Origin of the sequence: Neobacillus rhizosphaerae, from assembly GCF_937468385.1 — a bacterium.
Classification (GTDB): domain Bacteria; phylum Bacillota; class Bacilli; order Bacillales; family Cytobacillaceae; genus Neobacillus; species Neobacillus rhizosphaerae.
In genome coordinates, this window is the sequence record NZ_CALBWS010000005.1 from 1 (window position 1) to 17,199 (window position 17,199).

The 17,199-nt window shown below is 37.5% G+C and carries 16 protein-coding genes; 6 read left to right on the forward strand and 10 right to left on the reverse strand.

Features of this window, described 5'->3' with window-relative positions; translation table 11 throughout:
• Positions 1–901: RNA-guided endonuclease InsQ/TnpB family protein (locus M5A78_RS05950; protein ID WP_248734371.1), on the forward strand; the 901-nt coding region annotated here is incomplete at its 5' end.
• A 143-nt stretch (positions 902–1,044) separates the two neighbouring features.
• On the opposite strand, the gene M5A78_RS05955 is transcribed toward M5A78_RS05950, so the two are convergent.
• The 3 genes from M5A78_RS05955 to M5A78_RS05965 all read right to left on the reverse strand — a co-directional run bounded on the left by M5A78_RS05955 (position 1,045) and on the right by M5A78_RS05965 (position 2,759).
• Entirely contained in the window at positions 1,045–1,311 is a 267-nt protein-coding gene (locus M5A78_RS05955) for a phosphocarrier protein HPr (protein WP_248734372.1), read from the reverse strand.
• Between the two features lie 72 nt (positions 1,312–1,383).
• Positions 1,384–1,986, reverse strand: coding sequence for a YitT family protein (locus M5A78_RS05960; protein WP_248734373.1), 603 nt, complete (start codon positions 1,984–1,986; stop codon positions 1,384–1,386).
• A gap of 56 nt (positions 1,987–2,042) precedes the next feature.
• Positions 2,043–2,759 (reverse strand): ribulose-phosphate 3-epimerase, encoded by a 717-nt coding sequence (locus M5A78_RS05965; RefSeq protein WP_248734374.1) that lies wholly within the window; start codon positions 2,757–2,759, stop codon positions 2,043–2,045.
• Between the two features lie 532 nt (positions 2,760–3,291).
• On the opposite strand from M5A78_RS05965, the gene M5A78_RS05970 reads away from it, so the two are divergent.
• The 3 genes from M5A78_RS05970 to M5A78_RS05980 all read left to right on the forward strand — a co-directional run bounded on the left by M5A78_RS05970 (position 3,292) and on the right by M5A78_RS05980 (position 7,183).
• Complete coding sequence (locus M5A78_RS05970) at positions 3,292–3,768, forward strand: PTS sugar transporter subunit IIA (RefSeq protein WP_248734375.1); 477 nt, start codon at positions 3,292–3,294, stop codon at positions 3,766–3,768.
• Positions 3,769–4,123: 355 nt separating this feature from the next.
• A complete protein-coding gene (locus tag M5A78_RS05975; protein WP_248734376.1) occupies positions 4,124–5,527 on the forward strand; it encodes a Sapep family Mn(2+)-dependent dipeptidase in 1,404 nt (467 codons plus the stop codon).
• A gap of 12 nt (positions 5,528–5,539) precedes the next feature.
• On the forward strand, positions 5,540–7,183 hold the full coding sequence (locus M5A78_RS05980; RefSeq protein WP_248734377.1) for a PTS transporter subunit EIIC: 1,644 nt from the start codon (positions 5,540–5,542) through the stop codon (positions 7,181–7,183).
• A gap of 91 nt (positions 7,184–7,274) precedes the next feature.
• On the opposite strand, the gene M5A78_RS05985 is transcribed toward M5A78_RS05980, so the two are convergent.
• Both M5A78_RS05985 and M5A78_RS05990 read right to left on the reverse strand, forming a co-directional pair.
• On the reverse strand, positions 7,275–8,801 hold the full coding sequence (locus tag M5A78_RS05985) for a BglG family transcription antiterminator (protein ID WP_248734378.1): 1,527 nt from the start codon (positions 8,799–8,801) through the stop codon (positions 7,275–7,277).
• 16 nt (positions 8,802–8,817) lie between these two features.
• Positions 8,818–9,459, reverse strand: coding sequence for a transaldolase family protein (locus M5A78_RS05990; protein ID WP_248734379.1), 642 nt, complete (start codon positions 9,457–9,459; stop codon positions 8,818–8,820).
• Positions 9,460–9,759: 300 nt separating this feature from the next.
• Here M5A78_RS05990 and M5A78_RS05995 point away from each other — a divergent pair, with 300 nt between their 5' ends.
• Together M5A78_RS05995 and M5A78_RS06000 are read left to right on the forward strand one after the other, a co-directional pair.
• Positions 9,760–10,911, forward strand: a complete 1,152-nt coding sequence (locus M5A78_RS05995) for an iron-containing alcohol dehydrogenase (protein ID WP_248734380.1) — start codon at positions 9,760–9,762, stop codon at positions 10,909–10,911.
• Positions 10,912–10,930: 19 nt separating this feature from the next.
• A complete protein-coding gene (locus M5A78_RS06000; protein WP_248734381.1) occupies positions 10,931–11,743 on the forward strand; it encodes a Cof-type HAD-IIB family hydrolase in 813 nt (270 codons plus the stop codon).
• Between the two features lie 956 nt (positions 11,744–12,699).
• Here the strand turns inward: M5A78_RS06000 and M5A78_RS06005 are convergent.
• The 5 genes from M5A78_RS06005 to M5A78_RS06025 are packed head-to-tail and all read right to left on the reverse strand — an operon-like array spanning position 12,700 to position 17,163.
• Positions 12,700–12,894, reverse strand: coding sequence for a twin-arginine translocase TatA/TatE family subunit (locus M5A78_RS06005; protein ID WP_248734382.1), 195 nt, complete (start codon positions 12,892–12,894; stop codon positions 12,700–12,702).
• Between the two features lie 25 nt (positions 12,895–12,919).
• Positions 12,920–14,524, reverse strand: coding sequence for an FAD-dependent oxidoreductase (locus tag M5A78_RS06010; protein WP_248734383.1), 1,605 nt, complete (start codon positions 14,522–14,524; stop codon positions 12,920–12,922).
• A gap of 1 nt (position 14,525) precedes the next feature.
• Positions 14,526–15,122 carry a cytochrome c3 family protein gene (locus tag M5A78_RS06015; RefSeq protein ID WP_248734384.1) on the reverse strand — a complete coding sequence of 199 codons (597 nt, stop codon included), beginning with the start codon at positions 15,120–15,122 and terminating at the stop codon, positions 14,526–14,528.
• Between the two features lie 18 nt (positions 15,123–15,140).
• The gene (locus M5A78_RS06020) at positions 15,141–15,599 is read right to left on the reverse strand and encodes a cytochrome c3 family protein (protein ID WP_248734385.1); all 459 of its coding nucleotides are present in this window, start codon (positions 15,597–15,599) and stop codon (positions 15,141–15,143) included.
• A 19-nt stretch (positions 15,600–15,618) separates the two neighbouring features.
• The gene (locus tag M5A78_RS06025; RefSeq protein WP_248734386.1) at positions 15,619–17,163 is read right to left on the reverse strand and encodes an FAD-binding protein; all 1,545 of its coding nucleotides are present in this window, start codon (positions 17,161–17,163) and stop codon (positions 15,619–15,621) included.
• Positions 17,164–17,199: the final 36 nt, after the last annotated feature.

Consider the following 17,199-nt stretch of genomic DNA (forward strand, 5'->3'; position numbering starts at 1 on the left):
ATATAAAAAAGCAGCTATTAAATGCAAGGATAAAAAGCTGCTGTTTAGCAATGGAAAACAACAATCCCCCTTAGTGATCCCTCAACCAAAGCACATTGATTTCCATACAATAAAAAGTGCCCAAATCGTTTGGCACAAAGATCAATACTGGATGCATATAGCGGTGGAGGTACCAAAACAAAAGCAAGTACAAGGTAATAAGGAAGCTGGCTGTGATTTAGGGCTCATACATGCGGCTGTTTTAAGTGACGGAAACAATCACTTCATTGTCACAGGAAGAGAACTTCGCTCGTTACAGCGCTACAGAAACAAAAAGTTAAAAGAGCTTCAGAAGCTCATTGGCCGGAAAAAGCCAGATTCGAACAAAAGGCAAAAACTCATTTTGTGTAAACGCCGTTTTTTAGAAAAACTGGAACGGAGAATTGAGTACCTATTGCATACGATTTCGAAAATGGTCACCGATTGGTGTGTGGAAAACCACATTAAAGCACTCTATATCGGAACACCGGATGGCGTTCAAAAGAATACGAAGAAGAAAAAGAAAACAAGAAAAGAAATTCGTCAACAATTGTCCAATTGGAGTTTTGGGCAATTAATTGAAAAAATAACATACAAATTGAAACTTCGAGGAGTCAAAGTCCAACTTGTGGAAGAGTCCTACACTTCCGGTACGTGCCCTTCATGCGGAGAATTCAGTAAACAATGGAATCGAAACTTCCACTGTCCGTGTGGTGCGAAAGGACATCGGGATCTAGTGGGTGCCGTGAATATTTTGGACAAGTCTATCAATAAACAATTCAAGAAAAATCGAGAACTACCAAAAATAGAAGATACAAAGTATCGCCGAGTCCTTTTAACCCCCATTGTCCCGCACAATGGGGCTAAAAGGGCAGTGGCGTAGTGCCTATGATTGGGCTGCGGTATGTGTTTTTCACTACATGTCGTAATGAACTGGAGAAGCAGTAAGACCTAGAAGCCCCGGCTGACAGGCGGCTTTGATGAAGGTTTAAAAAAGAATCCCCTGGATTTATCCATGGGGAGAAGTCAATCTGCTAACCCTTCCTTATTTAAAGTATCTTGCAAAGAGGTTAATGCCTCTTGCTCATCTTTACCTTCTGCACTGATTTTAATTTCAGCACCTTGTCCAATTCCTAGTGACATAACACCAATAATTGATTTTAAGTTAGCTTTTTTCTCTTTGTATTCGATATTTATATCAGAATCAAACTTACTTGCAGCATGTACTAACAAAGTTACTGGGCGAGCGTGTAGACCTCCCACAGCTATTACCTTGAATTGTTTTTCAACCATTACTATCAAACTCCTTCATAAGTTACAAATTGGTATTTTAATAAACATTGTGTCAATCCTAAATTTCCGCACCTATACAAGAGCACTAGATGAGAATTTTCCAACAATAAATTTAATGGAATAGATTATTACTAATAGTGATAGAAAAGAATAGATTGATATGCTATAGTTTTTACTAATCACGCCTGAACTAATAACAACGAGACCGTCTAGAACTAATAGAATCTTTGGTATTTTTAAAGATTTAAACACTTTATTGATGAGCAAGGCGGCAAGATCTGTTCCTCCAGTCGCACATTGTCTAACGATGGCAATACCAATAGCTGTTCCAACCAATAATCCACCAACAATCCCTGCTACTAATAAATTATCCGTTACGTGGGTATCCGGTATTAATTTTAGAAAAACAGGTCCGATTAATGTTATATATAATGTTTTCACTCCGAAACTCTTACCGAGAAAAATGACTCCCAATATCAATAATGGAATGGAAATCAGCGGGGACATGTATTCAACGGGCACTCCTGTAAAGGAGCTGAAGATAATAGACATGCCAGTTATACCGCCGGGTGCCATTGTATGCTCCTTAAAAAACAGATTAACAGCTAATGCTATTAATAAAGCAGATATTGTAATAAGTAAATAATCTTTAATCAATACTTCCTTTTTCATCATGTACTCCTTAGCTTTTAAAAAAAACCTCTCATTTTCATAATGAGAGATTTTCTTATTTATTCTAACCCGAATTTTTCTGATGCTGCATCAATAGCCGCTCTACATTTCTTAACTCCTGCTGTAATTCCTTCTTTATCTTTAAAAATAGCTGAAGAAAGAATGACAATATCAGGGTTACACTCAATTAGAGGGTCCATATTATCGAAGCGTAATCCTCCGTCGATAGCTAATTCACACTTTGGATTCTTTTCGTCAATCATCTTTCTTGCCCTTCTAATCATATCTAGGGAGCTCTTTCTCCAACCCCAATTGTCTTTTCCATCGGTTTCATCGACACCATGAACGACAATTTGCAAGCGATCGATATCATAAATTGCTTCATCCACAAAGCATAAAGGCGTGTAACATCCAACTGTTAAACCAACCTTCATACCAAACTCTCTACAGTAATTGATAATGTATGCCAATGGAGCCCCCAAGAAGTTTTCTGCAGGAATGATCAGCATATTACAACCTGCTGCTGCAATTTTTTCAATGAACAAGCGGTCCATATCTTTAGTATATATATGGCATTCGATGTGTTTATCAGTTATCGGTCTGATAGCTTCGATAATTTGGTGACCACCCATTAATTGCATGTTCTTCAAGTCGTGCATGTCTGCAGCATCACTATGAATATAGTCTATCCCTGCATTGGAAGCTTCCTCTACAACTGATGCAATGTGACCATAATTTACATGTGCTAACCCTGCTGCTATTTTAATATGTTTCATAAGTCAATCCCTCTTTCGCTTCACCATATTTGTTACATCTATTTCATTTGTAGAACTGAATAATTCACCTAGCAAACTTCCTTTAGAATATTGTTTGATTGTAGTCAACTAGGTAAAAATCCTTTGTGAGACTGAATTTTGCTTCTCTATGATTTCATCTTACATTTCTTTATTATTTACCGTCAATAGAGTGAGCTACTCTTAAAATTACCTTTAAATAGTGGTAAGAATTATACATCTAGGTTTTACCACAGTTACCTCTTGTAAGTAATGAATAGTATATTTCCTTTAATTGCAATGGCTTTTCGAGGAAGGTGGCACCAGTCGACCTACACGATGGTCTGTTCCAAAATGGAGGGGGTGCCTTATTATAGTGGTATAGGGTTTTTTCACTTAATTTTATAATTGCCCAAAAAGTAATTGTTTGTTTTTTTCTGTTTCTTTGTGGAAATGATTATACACTATCGCTTTATTGTATTAATAAAATATTGTGAATATAATTTAGTTAGTTTAACTGAAGGGAAGATAAAAAATGTTAAAATTTTTTAACAAGGAATTTCAATTATTATCACCTGTTGATGGAGAAACATTTGATTTGTCACTTATGCCAGATCCAGTATTTGCTCAAAAGATGGCAGGTGATGGGGTGGCTATAAATACATCGGGAGATATATTTGTGGCTCCTGCTGATGGAGAAATTACCCTTATTCTCGAAACAAATCATGCATATGGAATGAGAATGGACAGCGGAATGGAAGTATTAGTCCATATTGGTGTTGACACGGTAGAATTAGGCGGGGAAGGATTTACTCGACTTATAGAACCAGGTCAAAATGTTAAAGCAGGCACGCCTATCATAAAAATTGATCGAGAGTTTCTATTGGAGAAAAACTATTGTTTACACACACCATTATTAATAACGAATATCGACAAAACTAAATCGATTACTCCTCATTTAAATCAATCTGTCAAATCTGGCGAAGGTATCGCTATCTCATATAAAGTTTAAATACCATATGGAGGATGTTCAAAAACAACTAAGGACGTTTCCAAATGTTCAGCACTAAAATGACCCAAATCAGACCAAGATATTCTACATTTAAAATAAGAAGACTATTAAAACTTAGATTTTAATAGTCTTCTTATTTGTTTAGACAGCTTTTCTTTCTGTGACTGTTTACTCTCATACATATAGAAAGCTTTTAACATTTCTTCAAATGAAAATCACAACTAATTGCCATAATATTAAGGTAGTTATTATCAATATTGGAACCCTTGTCACTACATACCATGGCGCATATAATTTATTTGTGAACTGAATTAGAATATCAACTTCTCTATAAATCTCATTTACAAAGGAGGTAATGACTATATTAGACAGATCATATATACAAGAACAAATAAAAGGCGAGAAAGATAATCTCATAAGAGACATTGCCTCTCTTGTGGAAATACCATCCATAAGACATGTGGAGAATAAATATGAAAATGCACCATTTGGTAAAGATATACGAGATGCATTTGATATGTTCATAAAGATTGCAACAAGAGAAGGGCTACTATGTGAAGATTTCGAAGGCTTTGCACTACATGCTGAATACGGTAAAGGTGATGAAATTATCGGAATATTAGGACATCTAGATATAGTACCGATATTCGAAGACGATCAATGGAATACAGATCCCTTTAAGCTCGTTGAAATAGATGGGCATTTATATGGTAGGGGCGTTAATGATGATAAAGCTCCTTTGATCGCTGCACTATATGCCTTGAAAATTTTAAAAGAGGCTAATGTCGAATTTAAGAGAAGGGTGAGGTTGATTATAGGTGGGGCTGAAGAAACAACATGGGAATGTATGGAACACTATTTTTCCAATAATCCTCAGCCAATTTATAGTTTTTCACCAGATGGGGACTTTCCAATTGTAAATGGAGAAAAAGGAATCATAAATTATACTTATACGTACAGTGCAATTACAGATGTTGATAGTATGCATAATCTTATTAAAATTGAGACTAAAGATGAAGATGGCTTTGTATGTGATTATGCAAAAGTTACCTTTAAATCCTCTAATATTGATAAATTAAAAGAGTTACTAAAAGAGGCTGAATCAATTGTTATTGATGGAGAGAAAGTCATTGTTATTTACACTGGTTTGAGAGCGCTTTCTAGAAACCCTCATAGAGGGATAAATGCACTTTTTAAACTAGGTAAAGACTTAAACCATTTAATAGAATTGAATGCAAAAGGTCAATATTTAAGACGTCTTTTAAATCAATATTTTTTGGATGATGTAAAAGGGGAAAAGGTAAACCTTTATGATGAAGATGAAGTAATGGGTTTTACCACCCTTTGTTTAAAAAATGTGAACTTTAGAAACGAAGAAATTGTTATTCATTTCGATTTTAGATATCCAAAGTCATCAAATAAAAATCACATTAAACATACTTTTGAAAAAATAGCCGAGGACAATCATATACAACTAACCATTACGAAGGAACTAGATGTTCATTATGTAAGCCCAGAAAGCGAACTGATCAAAAACTTACAAATGGCATATAAAAATGTAACTGGTGAAGATGCAGAACTATTTTCTAAAGGCGGTGCCTCATATGCGAGAACATTAAAAGAAGGTGTAGTCTTTGGACCCACGTTCAGTGGTGACACGCCAAATACACATAAAGCAAATGAAAATATAAAACTGCAAACCTTATTTAAAGCAATTGAGATTTATTGTGAGGCGATATATTTATTGGCTTGTAAATAGAATGGGGGAATAATGTTGAAGAATAAGATACAGGTTATTTCAGGCGCTATGATGATACCTATTATTTTATTAGTTGTTGCGGGGGTATTTATTGGAATAGGTTCAGCATTTGTTAATATGGAAAATGTTGCGGCCCTCGGTCTAGCTGGAATTATTAAGGAAGGTGGATTTCTACATTCATTCTTTAGGGTCATAAATGACTTAGGATTTATGGTTATGAGATTCCTCCCAATATTCTTTGCTGTAGGGATAGCTTTTGGTCTATCCAAGAAAGAAAAAGGTTGGGGAGCTTTTGGCGGTTTAGTCATGTATATTGCTTTGAATACTGTTATCAGCACTATACTGAATATCAATGGATTGACTGCAGAATCTACAACAGCAGAAGCTTTCATGAAAGCAGGATTCTCTGATCAAGATGCATTAAATAAAAGTTCACTATATACAACATTTTTAGGGATTTTTACATATAACTTTAGTATTTTTGGTTCAATCATTTCAGGTGCTGTAGCAAGTGCCGTTCATAATAAATTTTGCAACCAAGAGTTGCCAAATGCACTTTCATTCTTTTCAGGTCCACGTTTTTCGATTATGATGATGTTTGTCTTTTCAATTCCACTAGGGTTACTTATGTATTTTATATGGCCATACATTGGAAATGGTCTTGCCGCAGTTGGCGGTTTCATTGGAAGCAGTGGTCTAATTGGAACATTTACTTTCGGAGCACTGGACAAGGCTTTATTACCAATTGGAATCCATCACTTAATTGCATTCCCGATCGAATATACAAGCATAGGGGGCGTTAAGGAAATAGGTGGTAAGATATTTGAAGGTGTAAATAATATAAAATTAGCACAAATGGGAGATCCGAATACAACTGAATATATCACACGTAATTTCTCAACAGGTCGTATTCTTAATCACTTTGGAGCGTTACCTGGCATTGGATTGGCCATTTATGTTTGCGCTAAGCCTGAGAATAGGAAAAGAGTATTGTCAATCTTAATTCCAGCCATACTTACAGCAATGTTGGTTGGTGTTACAGAGCCAATCGAGTATACATTTTTATTCGTAGCACCATTATTATATTTCTTTGTATATGTTCCAATGAATGGTCTTGCTTATGTATTAACGGAAGCATTCCATGTATCGATTATGGGAGAATCATTTAGAAACATGTTTCCAAACTTTTTACAACCCGATAAAGTGAGTGCATTACCTTTACTATTCCTTATCCCTTTATACTTTGCACTATTTTTCTTTGTCTTTAGGTTCTTGATTAAAAAATTCAACATTAAGACACCAGGACGTGGGGATGAAGAGGTAAAGTTCTTCTCTAAAAAAGATTACAAGGAGAAAAAAGGTGAAGTTGCAAAAAGTGAAGTTGCAGCTGCAGTTGCACAAACGGATCAAGAGGCTCAAATCACTGGTATAATAGCGGGGTTAGGCGGTGCTGAAAATATTGAAAACGTTACAAACTGTGCGACCCGACTTCGAGTAGAATTAAAGGATAGCGAAAAAACCGTTAGTGATAATGTTTGGTTAAACGAACTTGGAGCAATTGGTGTAGTTAGAAAAACTAAATCTATACAAGTAATATATGGTGCACATGTCATTATCTTGGCAAGCAAAGTAAAAGATCAATTAGGGTTGGATTAATAAAAAGAAGAAGTGATATAAATTGTATCGTAGAAGCAGTGGCTTTCCATTATAGACCATGTGCTTCTACGATTTTCTACTAGATTTCCCTTTAATTAGACAAACTATTTTTATCTGAATAGATTTTTTTGATAATTGAATTTAACAGTCGTATATCAAGTTCTTTCAAAAGAGGACTAATGGTAAGGATCCTAGTCGAATTAGTAATTGTCAATGGAATGGTTGTGATGATCAAATCAATACCTCGAAGATCATAATCGAATATAGAAGTAGATGTTTTTAATGCTACAATTTCTAGTTGATTGAATTCCATTTTCAGTTTATTGACTAAGAGCTGAGAAGTACCAATACTGCTATGACAAACGATAATTGTTTTTAAAGGTTTCTTGGCTCTGTCAATGGCTGTTACTAAATGAAGAGTCAAATAACCAATTTCTGATTCATCAACGTTACAATTCAAGGATTCTTTTATTATATAGGTAGACTGTTTGGCTACGTCATATGTGTATGGATAGACATTTTGTATATCCTCTAGAATGGGATTGTTTAGTGTTAACCCATGCTTAAGTCTGATAATGGCTGGAGCTAGATGCATGGTAAGAGAAGAAAGAAGTTCCTTATCTTTACATAACGGTATCGACAATGCCTTTTCCCAGCAGAGAATAACCTGTTTTGCAATTTTATACGATTCGTTCTGTTGTGATTCTTCTTGATCTTTGCTCGTATCAGTCTTAGAACCTTTAATATGCACAAGTAAATAAGCAATTTCATGTTGGTTAAATGTGATATTAAATTCTTCACCAACTGCATTAAATATAGTTTCGACTTCAAAGAATTCTGGATCGCTCTTTAGTTCCTCTAAAAATTCTTCGGAAAGAATGATATTCTTATTTTCAGAAATCCTTTTAATACATATGGCTATCAGTATTAAAAGTGAAAAAAGTGATTCGTCAGAAAACCTAAATCCACCTAATGAATTCTTAGTAAAAACTAATCTTTTAAGCGTAGGTAAATCAATATCTAAAATACTCCTTAAAGAAACTGAGAAAGTATCTTCCTCAGTTTCTTTATGTGATTGAAAATAGCCAACCAGTTCTAAATGACTCTTCTGCAACCTAATCAGTGATGTAATGGCTTTTCGCAAATTCTTTTCTTTCCCGATGATTTCTAACCCATGGTTTGTTTTACGAATTAGTTCAATTTTGTACTCCTTCAGCCATTGATGTATTTCTAGTAAATCTTTATGAATAGTTGCCCGACTCACATATAGTTGGCTAGAAAGTTCATGAATTCTTATCTTATTTTCACCCGTGAGTAATTTCTCGAGGATAATGCACTTCCGGTCCAGTGGAGAATAGGATTCAACCACATGTGTTTTTTCCTTTATCTCCTGCAAAACTCTTAGTTTTTTATTTTCTTCACCTAGTATTGCTACTCCTACGCCAGTTTTCTTATCCAAAACTAGTTGAAATTCTTTTATCCAATCTTCAAGCAAGAACAAATCATTTCTTATTGTTTTATTCGAAACGGCTAATGATTTTGAGATGGTATCGACAGTTATATAATCGTTAGATCGCAGCAAGAGTTCTGTAATTGTTGCCAAGCGTTTACTTACCATGCTATCACCCCGAATTCTATTTTAGAAGTTGTAGCCAATGATGTTCAAAAGTTTCGGCGCCATCGATTGTTAATTGATGAGACATGGCTTTTTCAAAAATACTATAAGAAACTGCTGCATAGTCTGCACCAGCTAATGCAGCTTGTTCTAAATGATGAACGTTTTTGATAGATGCAGCTACAACTTTTGTATGATAGTTCTTGTTTTTTATAACGCTGCAAATGTCCGTAATGGTCTGAATGCCATTCACGCCAATTTCATCATTTCTACCGATGAAAGGAAAAATATAATCAGTTCCTGCATCTATGGCTATCGTTGCTTGATTTGTATTAAATATGAGCGTAGTGGCTATCTTGATGCCTCTTTTGCTCAAGATGTTAATCAATTTAAGTCCCAACGGTGAAAAATTAACTTTGATAACAATAGTAGGATTAATAGCTAATATTTTATCTACGGAATCAAGCATTTCTTTCAAGGTTGGCTCAATGACTTCTGCAGTCAGGATTTTTGGTGACAATGCATTGACTTCTTTCAAGAAATCATAGAATTTAACACCTTCTTTAAGATACATGGATGGGTTTGCTGTAACACCGCTTACACCTAATGCTAAAGCTTCTTGTATTTCTTGTATGTTAGCCGTATCAATAAAGTATTGCATAGGTATGATCATTCCTTAAATTAATATTTTATCCTCTTTTTAAAACTTTACCCTTGATTATACACTATATTGAAGGTTACCAATAAAGGAAAATATGTATAATATTTGCCGTAATGATATGGAAAAAAGATTACTTCTATTCATTCGTAAATAGACGATAATTGTTTATAAAATACCATAAGTTTAAGCTAATTTTTGTTATGGCTCTTCTATTGAATAGTCAAGAGTACAAAACCTATAATGATTTTATAATAATGTTTTAGGCGTTCTCGAATAGTTGAAAAAATAGGAGGAAAATCCATGTTTAATTACTATCAACCATCTAAGATACATTTCGGAAAAGGTAGATTAAAGGAGCTAGCCAATATAGCAAGTAAATATGGGAAAAAGTGTTTGCTTGTTACTACGGAAAATGTCGCACCTTTAGATAAATTGTATGATAGAGTAAAAGAAATTCTTGGAAATGTAGCGATCGAAGTCATTCATTTTGATAAAGTCTTACCAAATCCAACAATAGAAATGGTCACAGAAGGGTTTGAACTGGCGAAAAGTGAGAAAGTGGATTTCGTCTTAAGTGTTGGTGGGGGTTCGAGTATTGATACCGCGAAAATAATAGCATTAACAAATGGATTGGATAAAATAGATTGGGATTATTTATTCTCAACCTATACAAATCCTTTTGAGGATTATGATAAATTAACGGATAAAAACTTGCCTTTAATAGCTGTATCAACGACTTCTGGAACGGGAAGCCAAGTTACACAAGCAGCTGTCATTACGAGAGGAACGGAAAAGAACACAATTTTCCACAATGATAACTTTTCAAATGAGTGTATAGTAGATCCCGAGTTGATGATAACTCTACCACCAAGAATTACAGCTTCTACAGGTTTTGATGCATTCACCCATGCTTTTGAGAGCTTCATTAATCCAAAGGCGTCAATTATGACGGAAATCCAAGCATTGAAAGCCATCGAGTTGGTAGTGAAATATTTACCGAAAGCTATGGAAGATGGAGCAAATATTAATTATAGAGAACAATTAGCAGTTGCCGATACCTTTGGAGGCATTAGTTTAGCAAACGCAGGTGCTGCTGCACCACATCCATTGTCAGAGATTATTGGCGGAGTTACACATATACCACATGGAGAAGCATTGGCAGTTGTATATCCAGGTTTTATAAAATTTTTCAATGATGACTATATAGAAAAGTTTGCCATAGTGGCTAGAACTTTCAATGTTGAATTAGAAAGTGTAAGCGAAAAGGAAGCAGCCACTGCTTTATACGATGAAATAACTAAGTTCTTATCCATGGTTGGATTGTCTAAGAAACTGAAGGATTTCTACATCTCAGATGATCAGTTTGAGCAAATCATTAACAATCCTATATTAGGAGTTTTACCATTTGGTTCAAAAGAAAAGCTTCAAGAAATTATGAGAGCATCCTATTAACTATTCTCTGGAGGTATTTATGAAGTATAAATTAATCTGCATTGATATGGATGGTACACTTTTAAATAATAAATTCACCATACCTGATGAGAATATCAGAGCTTTGAAGGAAGCTATGGAAAATGGCGTTAAAATTGCCTTAGTTACAGGAAGACCTTTTAATATTGCCAGCTACTTTAAACGATTTTTAGGTGATGACGTTTTAATTGTTGGTACGAACGGAACATATTATAAATATGGAGAAGTACTTTATAAAAAGACTCTATCTGCAGATGAAATCGAATCCATTTACAACATAGCCGAAAAACATAAGCTTACAGCATATTTTAAAGGTCATAACATTGTTCTTTCAAATGAAAAAATTCCTGAAAATCATCAATATAAAATGATTAACACCTATTTAAATGATGAGGAAAAAATGAATCTGTTTGATAATTGTTCTTTACAGTTTACTTTGGAAAACCATAATGAAAATATATGTAAATGTATCGTCTTCTCGGACGATACAGAGGCTGTGAATAAAGCGAAGCAGGAGTTAAAACAATATAATATTTTGGAAGTTGTTAGTTCACATGTGAATAACTTTGAGGCCATGCAGCTCGGAACATCCAAGGGAGTAGCTGTAAAGAGCTTATGTGACAGCTTAAATGTAAAGCCTGAAGAATTGATCTGTATTGGTGATAATGAAAATGACCTTTCAATGATACAATTTGCCGGACTGGGAATTGCTATGGGAAATGCCCCTGAGGAAATCAAACTGCAGGCAGACTATGTAACTGATAATAATGTAAACTGTGGTGTAGCAAAAGCATTGGATCTATTTCTAAAATAGAGGTTCATCATAACTTTTTGTGTGAAATCAAAAGTGGGGGACAAATATAAACTGAGTGACTATTTATTTCGTCTAAATGAGCTTGATCATCCACGAATGTTCTCTACTGAGCACCATATCGAGTTTTCAGGGGGGAATAATGTACCAGTGGGGATAGAAATTGAAGGCTATAAAGGTACCTCATTTTACGATAAAGTGGTTAGAATTTCATTGGATTAATAGACTAACAGGAAGAACCTAAATCAGGTTCTTCCTGTTTATTTTCTTTTTTAAAATGATGACAGAAGCATGCCTGTTAACGCTGTATGACCAAATTTCTGAACGAATCTCCCTGGTTCCCTAACCGCGCGAATCGGCGGCTCATTCAGTTTATGATGAACCAAATCAAAAAGATCCGTGCCAAGCAAGGTGATACAAGAGAGATTACTTTACTCTATTATTTAATGTGAAAAAGAAGTATTGATAACTTACAAGAAGTAACTGTGGTAAAGTGCCCGAAACCCAGCGGAAAGAGGTAAAAAGGTAACGTAGAGAGGTTCTACGTGCCCGAAACCAAGTGGAAAGAGGTAAAAAGGTAACATAGAGTAGTTCTACGTGCCCGAAACCAAGTGGAAAGAGGTAAAAAGGTAACGTAGAATGGTTCTACGTGTCCGAAACCAAGTGGAAAGAGGTAAAAAGGTAACATAGAATGGTTCTACGTGCCCAAAACCGCGGAGGAAGTTTCACCAAAGAGGTAATATAAAAAAGCCTTTGGTCCCATGAATCACATACATCTCTATAATAAGGAAATACAATTACCTGAGCCAGGCTGAATCTCTTCCTTTGTAAAACATAAAAATGCCTGGAAGTCGTCAGAGTTTAACTGACAACCTCTAGGCATCATCATCGAACAGAATTCTTGATACTTAACCGATCAAAAGGAAACGCGATCCGTCTCCTTTTTGACCGCAAACGACTTAATTTTTTTCGATTATTTCTTTGACATCTTTTACTTCGTCGACGATATCACCTGTCAGTTCCCTTGTCGAGCGCTTAAATTCCTTTATGGTCGTGCCAATTGCACGGCCTAGTTCAGGAAGTTTTTTCGGTCCAAACACAATCAGCGCCAATATGAAAATTAATACTAAACCGGGAATTCCTATGTTCGCCATCGTTCGGCCTCCTTTAGTAAACGGATTATTTCTTCTTTACCTGTAATTCTACGGGTATCATCGCGGAAACATTGTCACCGGAGATGAGCCCAAAAGCCCCACAATCCGGGACTGAGCAAGCGGTAAGACGCATTGCGCCGTGAACTCCGCCGGTTGCTTCACCAGCAGCGAACAGGCCTGTGAAGATTTCGCCCGTTGTGCTATTAAGCATTTGGGCCGCTTTATTGATCCGAACCCCGCCCGGAGTATACGTGCATTTTGGTGTCAAGGGCATCGCATAGAAAGGAGCTTTCTTTAATGCTGCGCCGTTCATCTGGGAAAAATCTTTGCTAAACTCTTTATCGACACCGCTGTCTAAGGCGGCGTTATAATCAGCGACCGCTTTCTGGAGAACCAATGGATCATAGCCGAAATGTTTGGCTACTTCTTTGATCGATTGGAACTTATACATTGTGCCTTGATAGCCATTTTTCGCGTCCATGCTCAATTGAAATCGCTGTTTATCATGGAAGTTATCAGCACCCGTTTGGTCGTAAATTAAGAGAGGTGCTTTCCCGTCAAATTTCTGCTTTTCTTTTAAAATGGTCATCCCGATGGTATTGCGGTTGCCAAATTCATTCACAAACCGCTTTCCTTCTGGATTAACGAGCATCCCCCACATTAGATCCTCGGTTGGAATGGGGTAAGCGAGGCGGAATAACGATAAATTAACCGCTTGTGCGCCGTGGGACAGGAGCATTTGCAAGGTTCCTGAACGCGCCCCCGGATTGGCATCACTGTTTGTCTCTTCTAAAATATCTGCCTCAGCACCAAGGAGCTTCTTATCGCGGCAGTATCCGCCGCTGGCAAATACAATCCCTTTGCGGGCGCCGACATACTTGATTTTGCCCGTTTGATTTTGTTCATCGTCCTTCTCTGGGGCATCGAAGTTAAAATAGTAGTTTTCTCGTACCTGGATACCGACGGCACGGCCATTATCAAAGACAATATTATCAACCCTGCAGCGTTTGCGCATTGTCAGCCGATCAGCTAAACTCTTTTTCGCATAGTCATGTAAGGGTCTAATGACAAAGGCTCCGCCCCCAGCCCAAACGGCACGGGCAACTGAATGTCCGCCCAGTTGTTTGAATTCCTTAAAAACGACGCCTCTGTCTTTAAGAAAATGATAAAAACGGGTGGTCATCGTTGCAACCGTTAATGCTAATTCGGGATCACCGTAATCCTCCGACACCTTTCTCATATCCTGAGCCATTAACTCCGGACTGTCTTTAATACCACGGGCCTTTTGCTCATCACTTCCGACACAGGAAAAATTTAATCCGCTGATGAGAGAGGTTCCTCCCAAAATATTCATTTTATCAACCACTAGTACTTTGTTGCCCTGTTCTGCGGCTGTAATTGCTGAGGTGGTTCCGGCAAGGCCGCTTCCCACGACGATAATATCAAATACCTCATCAAACTCGACATCGGTATTTTCCTCCGCCTCTACAAAAGGGGCTAAACTTGAAACTGAAAGGGCAGTCGCTGTGGCAGTAACTGCGCCTGCCTTTAAAAAGGTTCGACGATCCATCACTGTTCCTCCTCTTGTTTTTTTCTTTCCTTCATTCCTAAAAACGCAACAGTTCCTCACGTTATTTTTCGTCGAGGTATTTGTCCATATCGATTAACTTGTGGCGCAATTCACCATTATGGCCGACATTCGTATGACAGGATACACACTCAATCGCTTGCTTTGACCCTTTTTTGCTTAAGTAATACGTATGCATTTTCTTTGCTTTCTGATTGTCTGTCTTAAATTTGCCGTTATCAATGTCCTGATGACAGGAAATACAGCCGCTTGAGTAGACAAAATCCTCGCGATTTTTCCGATTCTGATAATATTTTTCATCGGAAAATTGCCCACTGAAATGCGTGATTACTTCTTTCGTCCCGCTGACGACTTTGGTAGATAAAAAATCGATTTGGGAATCCTGTGGTAGATGGCATTGGACACAGTCCGCTTTAAATCCTACTGAATTGGCTCCCCCATGAATATCGCGCTCATACGTTTTTTTAAAGGTATTCATTTCGTGACAGCTGCCGCAAAATTCAGACTTGCCTGTGGCGTGAATCACTTTTGTTGAAAATAACGCGATCATGATCGTGACAAACGCCGTTGCCAGGATAATTGTGATAAAGGCTGCTTTTCCTTTAACATAGCTTCGAATACTAAACTTTTTCGTTTTCATTTCGTTGCCCACCTTTCACTACGGAGTAGATTTCATCCAAACTTTTGTGTCATGGCAGTTCGCACAATAGTTGACCGATGGTTTATGTTCACGGTGACAGTCCGCACAATCCAATTGGTCTTTGTGGTGGAATCCATCATGTGGATTGACTTCCTTTTTATCTAAAAACGAGGTTCTTTTTGCTACTTTTTTATAATCACCATGACAGGTCAAGCATTGTTCTTTTTGCAAAGGAAGTACTTCCTTTGGGTCTTTAAAATCGCCATGGCATGTTACACAATCAAACCCTAGTTTTTTATGTTGATCATTTTTTGAAGGGTAATCTTTCTGGAGCTCCGTCAGTTTGGAAGCAGGAAGTGTTGTTGCCGGCATGTTAACTGCTGTCTCTTTACTTTGCTCTTTGGCATTCATGCCTTCATAGACAAAGGCAATACTAGCTATCACCAATACCCCAAGTACGATAAGTAATTTTTTCACGTTTGTTCGCCTCCTATGCCTAATTCAACTTCACTGCTTCCATGGCTGCCGCCTGTTCGCCTGCGATCATTCCAAATGTCCCGCAATCAAGCGTGCACATTCCTTCTATTATTTGGGCGCCGTGAACTCCGCCGACTGCTTCGCCAGCAGCAAATAAGCCCTTAAATGGTTTGCCAGTTGCCATTTTTAAAACCCGGGCCTTCGGATCAATTCGGAGACCGCCCGTTGTGTAATTGAGCTCAGGTTCTACTTTTATGACATAAAAAGGTGCATTCTTTACCGCGGCCCCGTTTAATTCGCCAACCATTTTCATAAACACTTCATCTTTTTTGCTATCAATGGTTTGATGATAGTCAGCAATGGTTTTTGCCAAGGCAACAACCGGAATGCTGTATGCACTGCTAAGCTCTTCAATGGAAGCAAATTGTTGGAGCGAGCCCGCCTGTACTGCGGCATCTCTTCGTTGCTTATCGGAAATCAGCTCAAATCCGGTCTTGTCAAATACACAAATCGGCGACTTACCGCCCAGTTTATTTTTTGATTTAAACGCAATTCGGCCAAACTTGTTGGGATTTCCTTCATCCGCAATTCGGCTACCGGCAGCATCGACCATTAATCCATAATAAAAGTCACGTTCATACAGTGGATAGGCAAAATGATACAACGAGGTATTAACGGGATGTGCCCCTTTTACAATCATTGCTTTCAGTAGTCCGGCCGTTGAACCTGGATGCGCCGATCCTGACAGCTCTGATAATTTCCCGAAATAGTTTGCTTCTCCCGAGATAAAGGCTTTATCATGGGCAAACCCACCGTTTGCTAAAATGATTCCTTTTGTTGCTCCGTAAACTTTGAAGACGCCCGAACGGTTAATCAGGTCATCATCATGGGTTTTGCTGCTCACGTATTGCTCGCGTACCTTTACGCCGATTACTCTGCCGTTAGCATCGGTGAGTACTTCATCGACTTTGACCTGCTTGCGAATCTCGCACTTGCCATTTAAATACGTGTGCATTTTCTCTAAAACTTTTTTACCGCCATCCGCGAGCCATAATGTCCGGGGCACAGAATGTCCTCTTAGCGGTTTAAGCTGCTCAAAGGTAATTCCAAGCTTGCTTAAAAGCTGATAAAAGCGAGGGCTGTTTTTCGCCATTTCCTTAATTAATTCAGGCGCTCCGTAGTTTTCGCCTACTTTCTGTAGATCCTTGATCAGGATCTCAGGGGAGTCCTTGATTCCTTTTTGTTTCTGTTCCGCACTTCCAGGGCAAGAAAAGTGAAATTCTTGGTTAATGGAACTGCCTCCTAGGTACTCCATTTTCTCGGCGATTAAGACCTTATTTCCTTTTTCGACGGCAGTCATCGCTGCCACTGACCCGGCCAAGCCGCTTCCGACGACAATCACATCAAACACTTCATCAAATTTGATTTTGCTCGATGAACCTTTCACAGTCTTTTTTGCAGTCTTCCCCAAGACCGATATGGGCAGGAGTCCTCCTACAGCCAAGACAGCAAAAGCCATTGCGCCCTGCTTTAATAATTCCAGGCGAGTTGTTTTTTCTTTCATTGTTCTAGTCACCTCGTTTGTGATTTTTTTCACAAA

What these genes read in the sequence shown, in the direction of transcription:
- M5A78_RS05955 (WP_248734372.1), bottom strand. Translation starts at nt 1,311, where the DNA reads ATGGTTGAAAAACAATTCAAGGTAATAGCTGTGGGAGGTCTACACGCT.
- M5A78_RS05960 (WP_248734373.1), bottom strand. Translation starts at nt 1,986, where the DNA reads ATGATGAAAAAGGAAGTATTGATTAAAGATTATTTACTTATTACAATA.
- M5A78_RS05965 (WP_248734374.1), bottom strand. Translation starts at nt 2,759, where the DNA reads ATGAAACATATTAAAATAGCAGCAGGGTTAGCACATGTAAATTATGGT.
- M5A78_RS05970 (WP_248734375.1), top strand. Translation starts at nt 3,292, where the DNA reads ATGTTAAAATTTTTTAACAAGGAATTTCAATTATTATCACCTGTTGAT.
- M5A78_RS05975 (WP_248734376.1), top strand. Translation starts at nt 4,124, where the DNA reads ATGACTATATTAGACAGATCATATATACAAGAACAAATAAAAGGCGAG.
- M5A78_RS05980 (WP_248734377.1), top strand. Translation starts at nt 5,540, where the DNA reads ATGTTGAAGAATAAGATACAGGTTATTTCAGGCGCTATGATGATACCT.
- M5A78_RS05985 (WP_248734378.1), bottom strand. Translation starts at nt 8,801, where the DNA reads ATGGTAAGTAAACGCTTGGCAACAATTACAGAACTCTTGCTGCGATCT.
- M5A78_RS05990 (WP_248734379.1), bottom strand. Translation starts at nt 9,459, where the DNA reads ATGCAATACTTTATTGATACGGCTAACATACAAGAAATACAAGAAGCT.
- M5A78_RS05995 (WP_248734380.1), top strand. Translation starts at nt 9,760, where the DNA reads ATGTTTAATTACTATCAACCATCTAAGATACATTTCGGAAAAGGTAGA.
- M5A78_RS06000 (WP_248734381.1), top strand. Translation starts at nt 10,931, where the DNA reads ATGAAGTATAAATTAATCTGCATTGATATGGATGGTACACTTTTAAAT.
- M5A78_RS06005 (WP_248734382.1), bottom strand. Translation starts at nt 12,894, where the DNA reads ATGGCGAACATAGGAATTCCCGGTTTAGTATTAATTTTCATATTGGCG.
- M5A78_RS06015 (WP_248734384.1), bottom strand. Translation starts at nt 15,122, where the DNA reads ATGAAAACGAAAAAGTTTAGTATTCGAAGCTATGTTAAAGGAAAAGCA.
- M5A78_RS06025 (WP_248734386.1), bottom strand. Translation starts at nt 17,163, where the DNA reads ATGAAAGAAAAAACAACTCGCCTGGAATTATTAAAGCAGGGCGCAATG.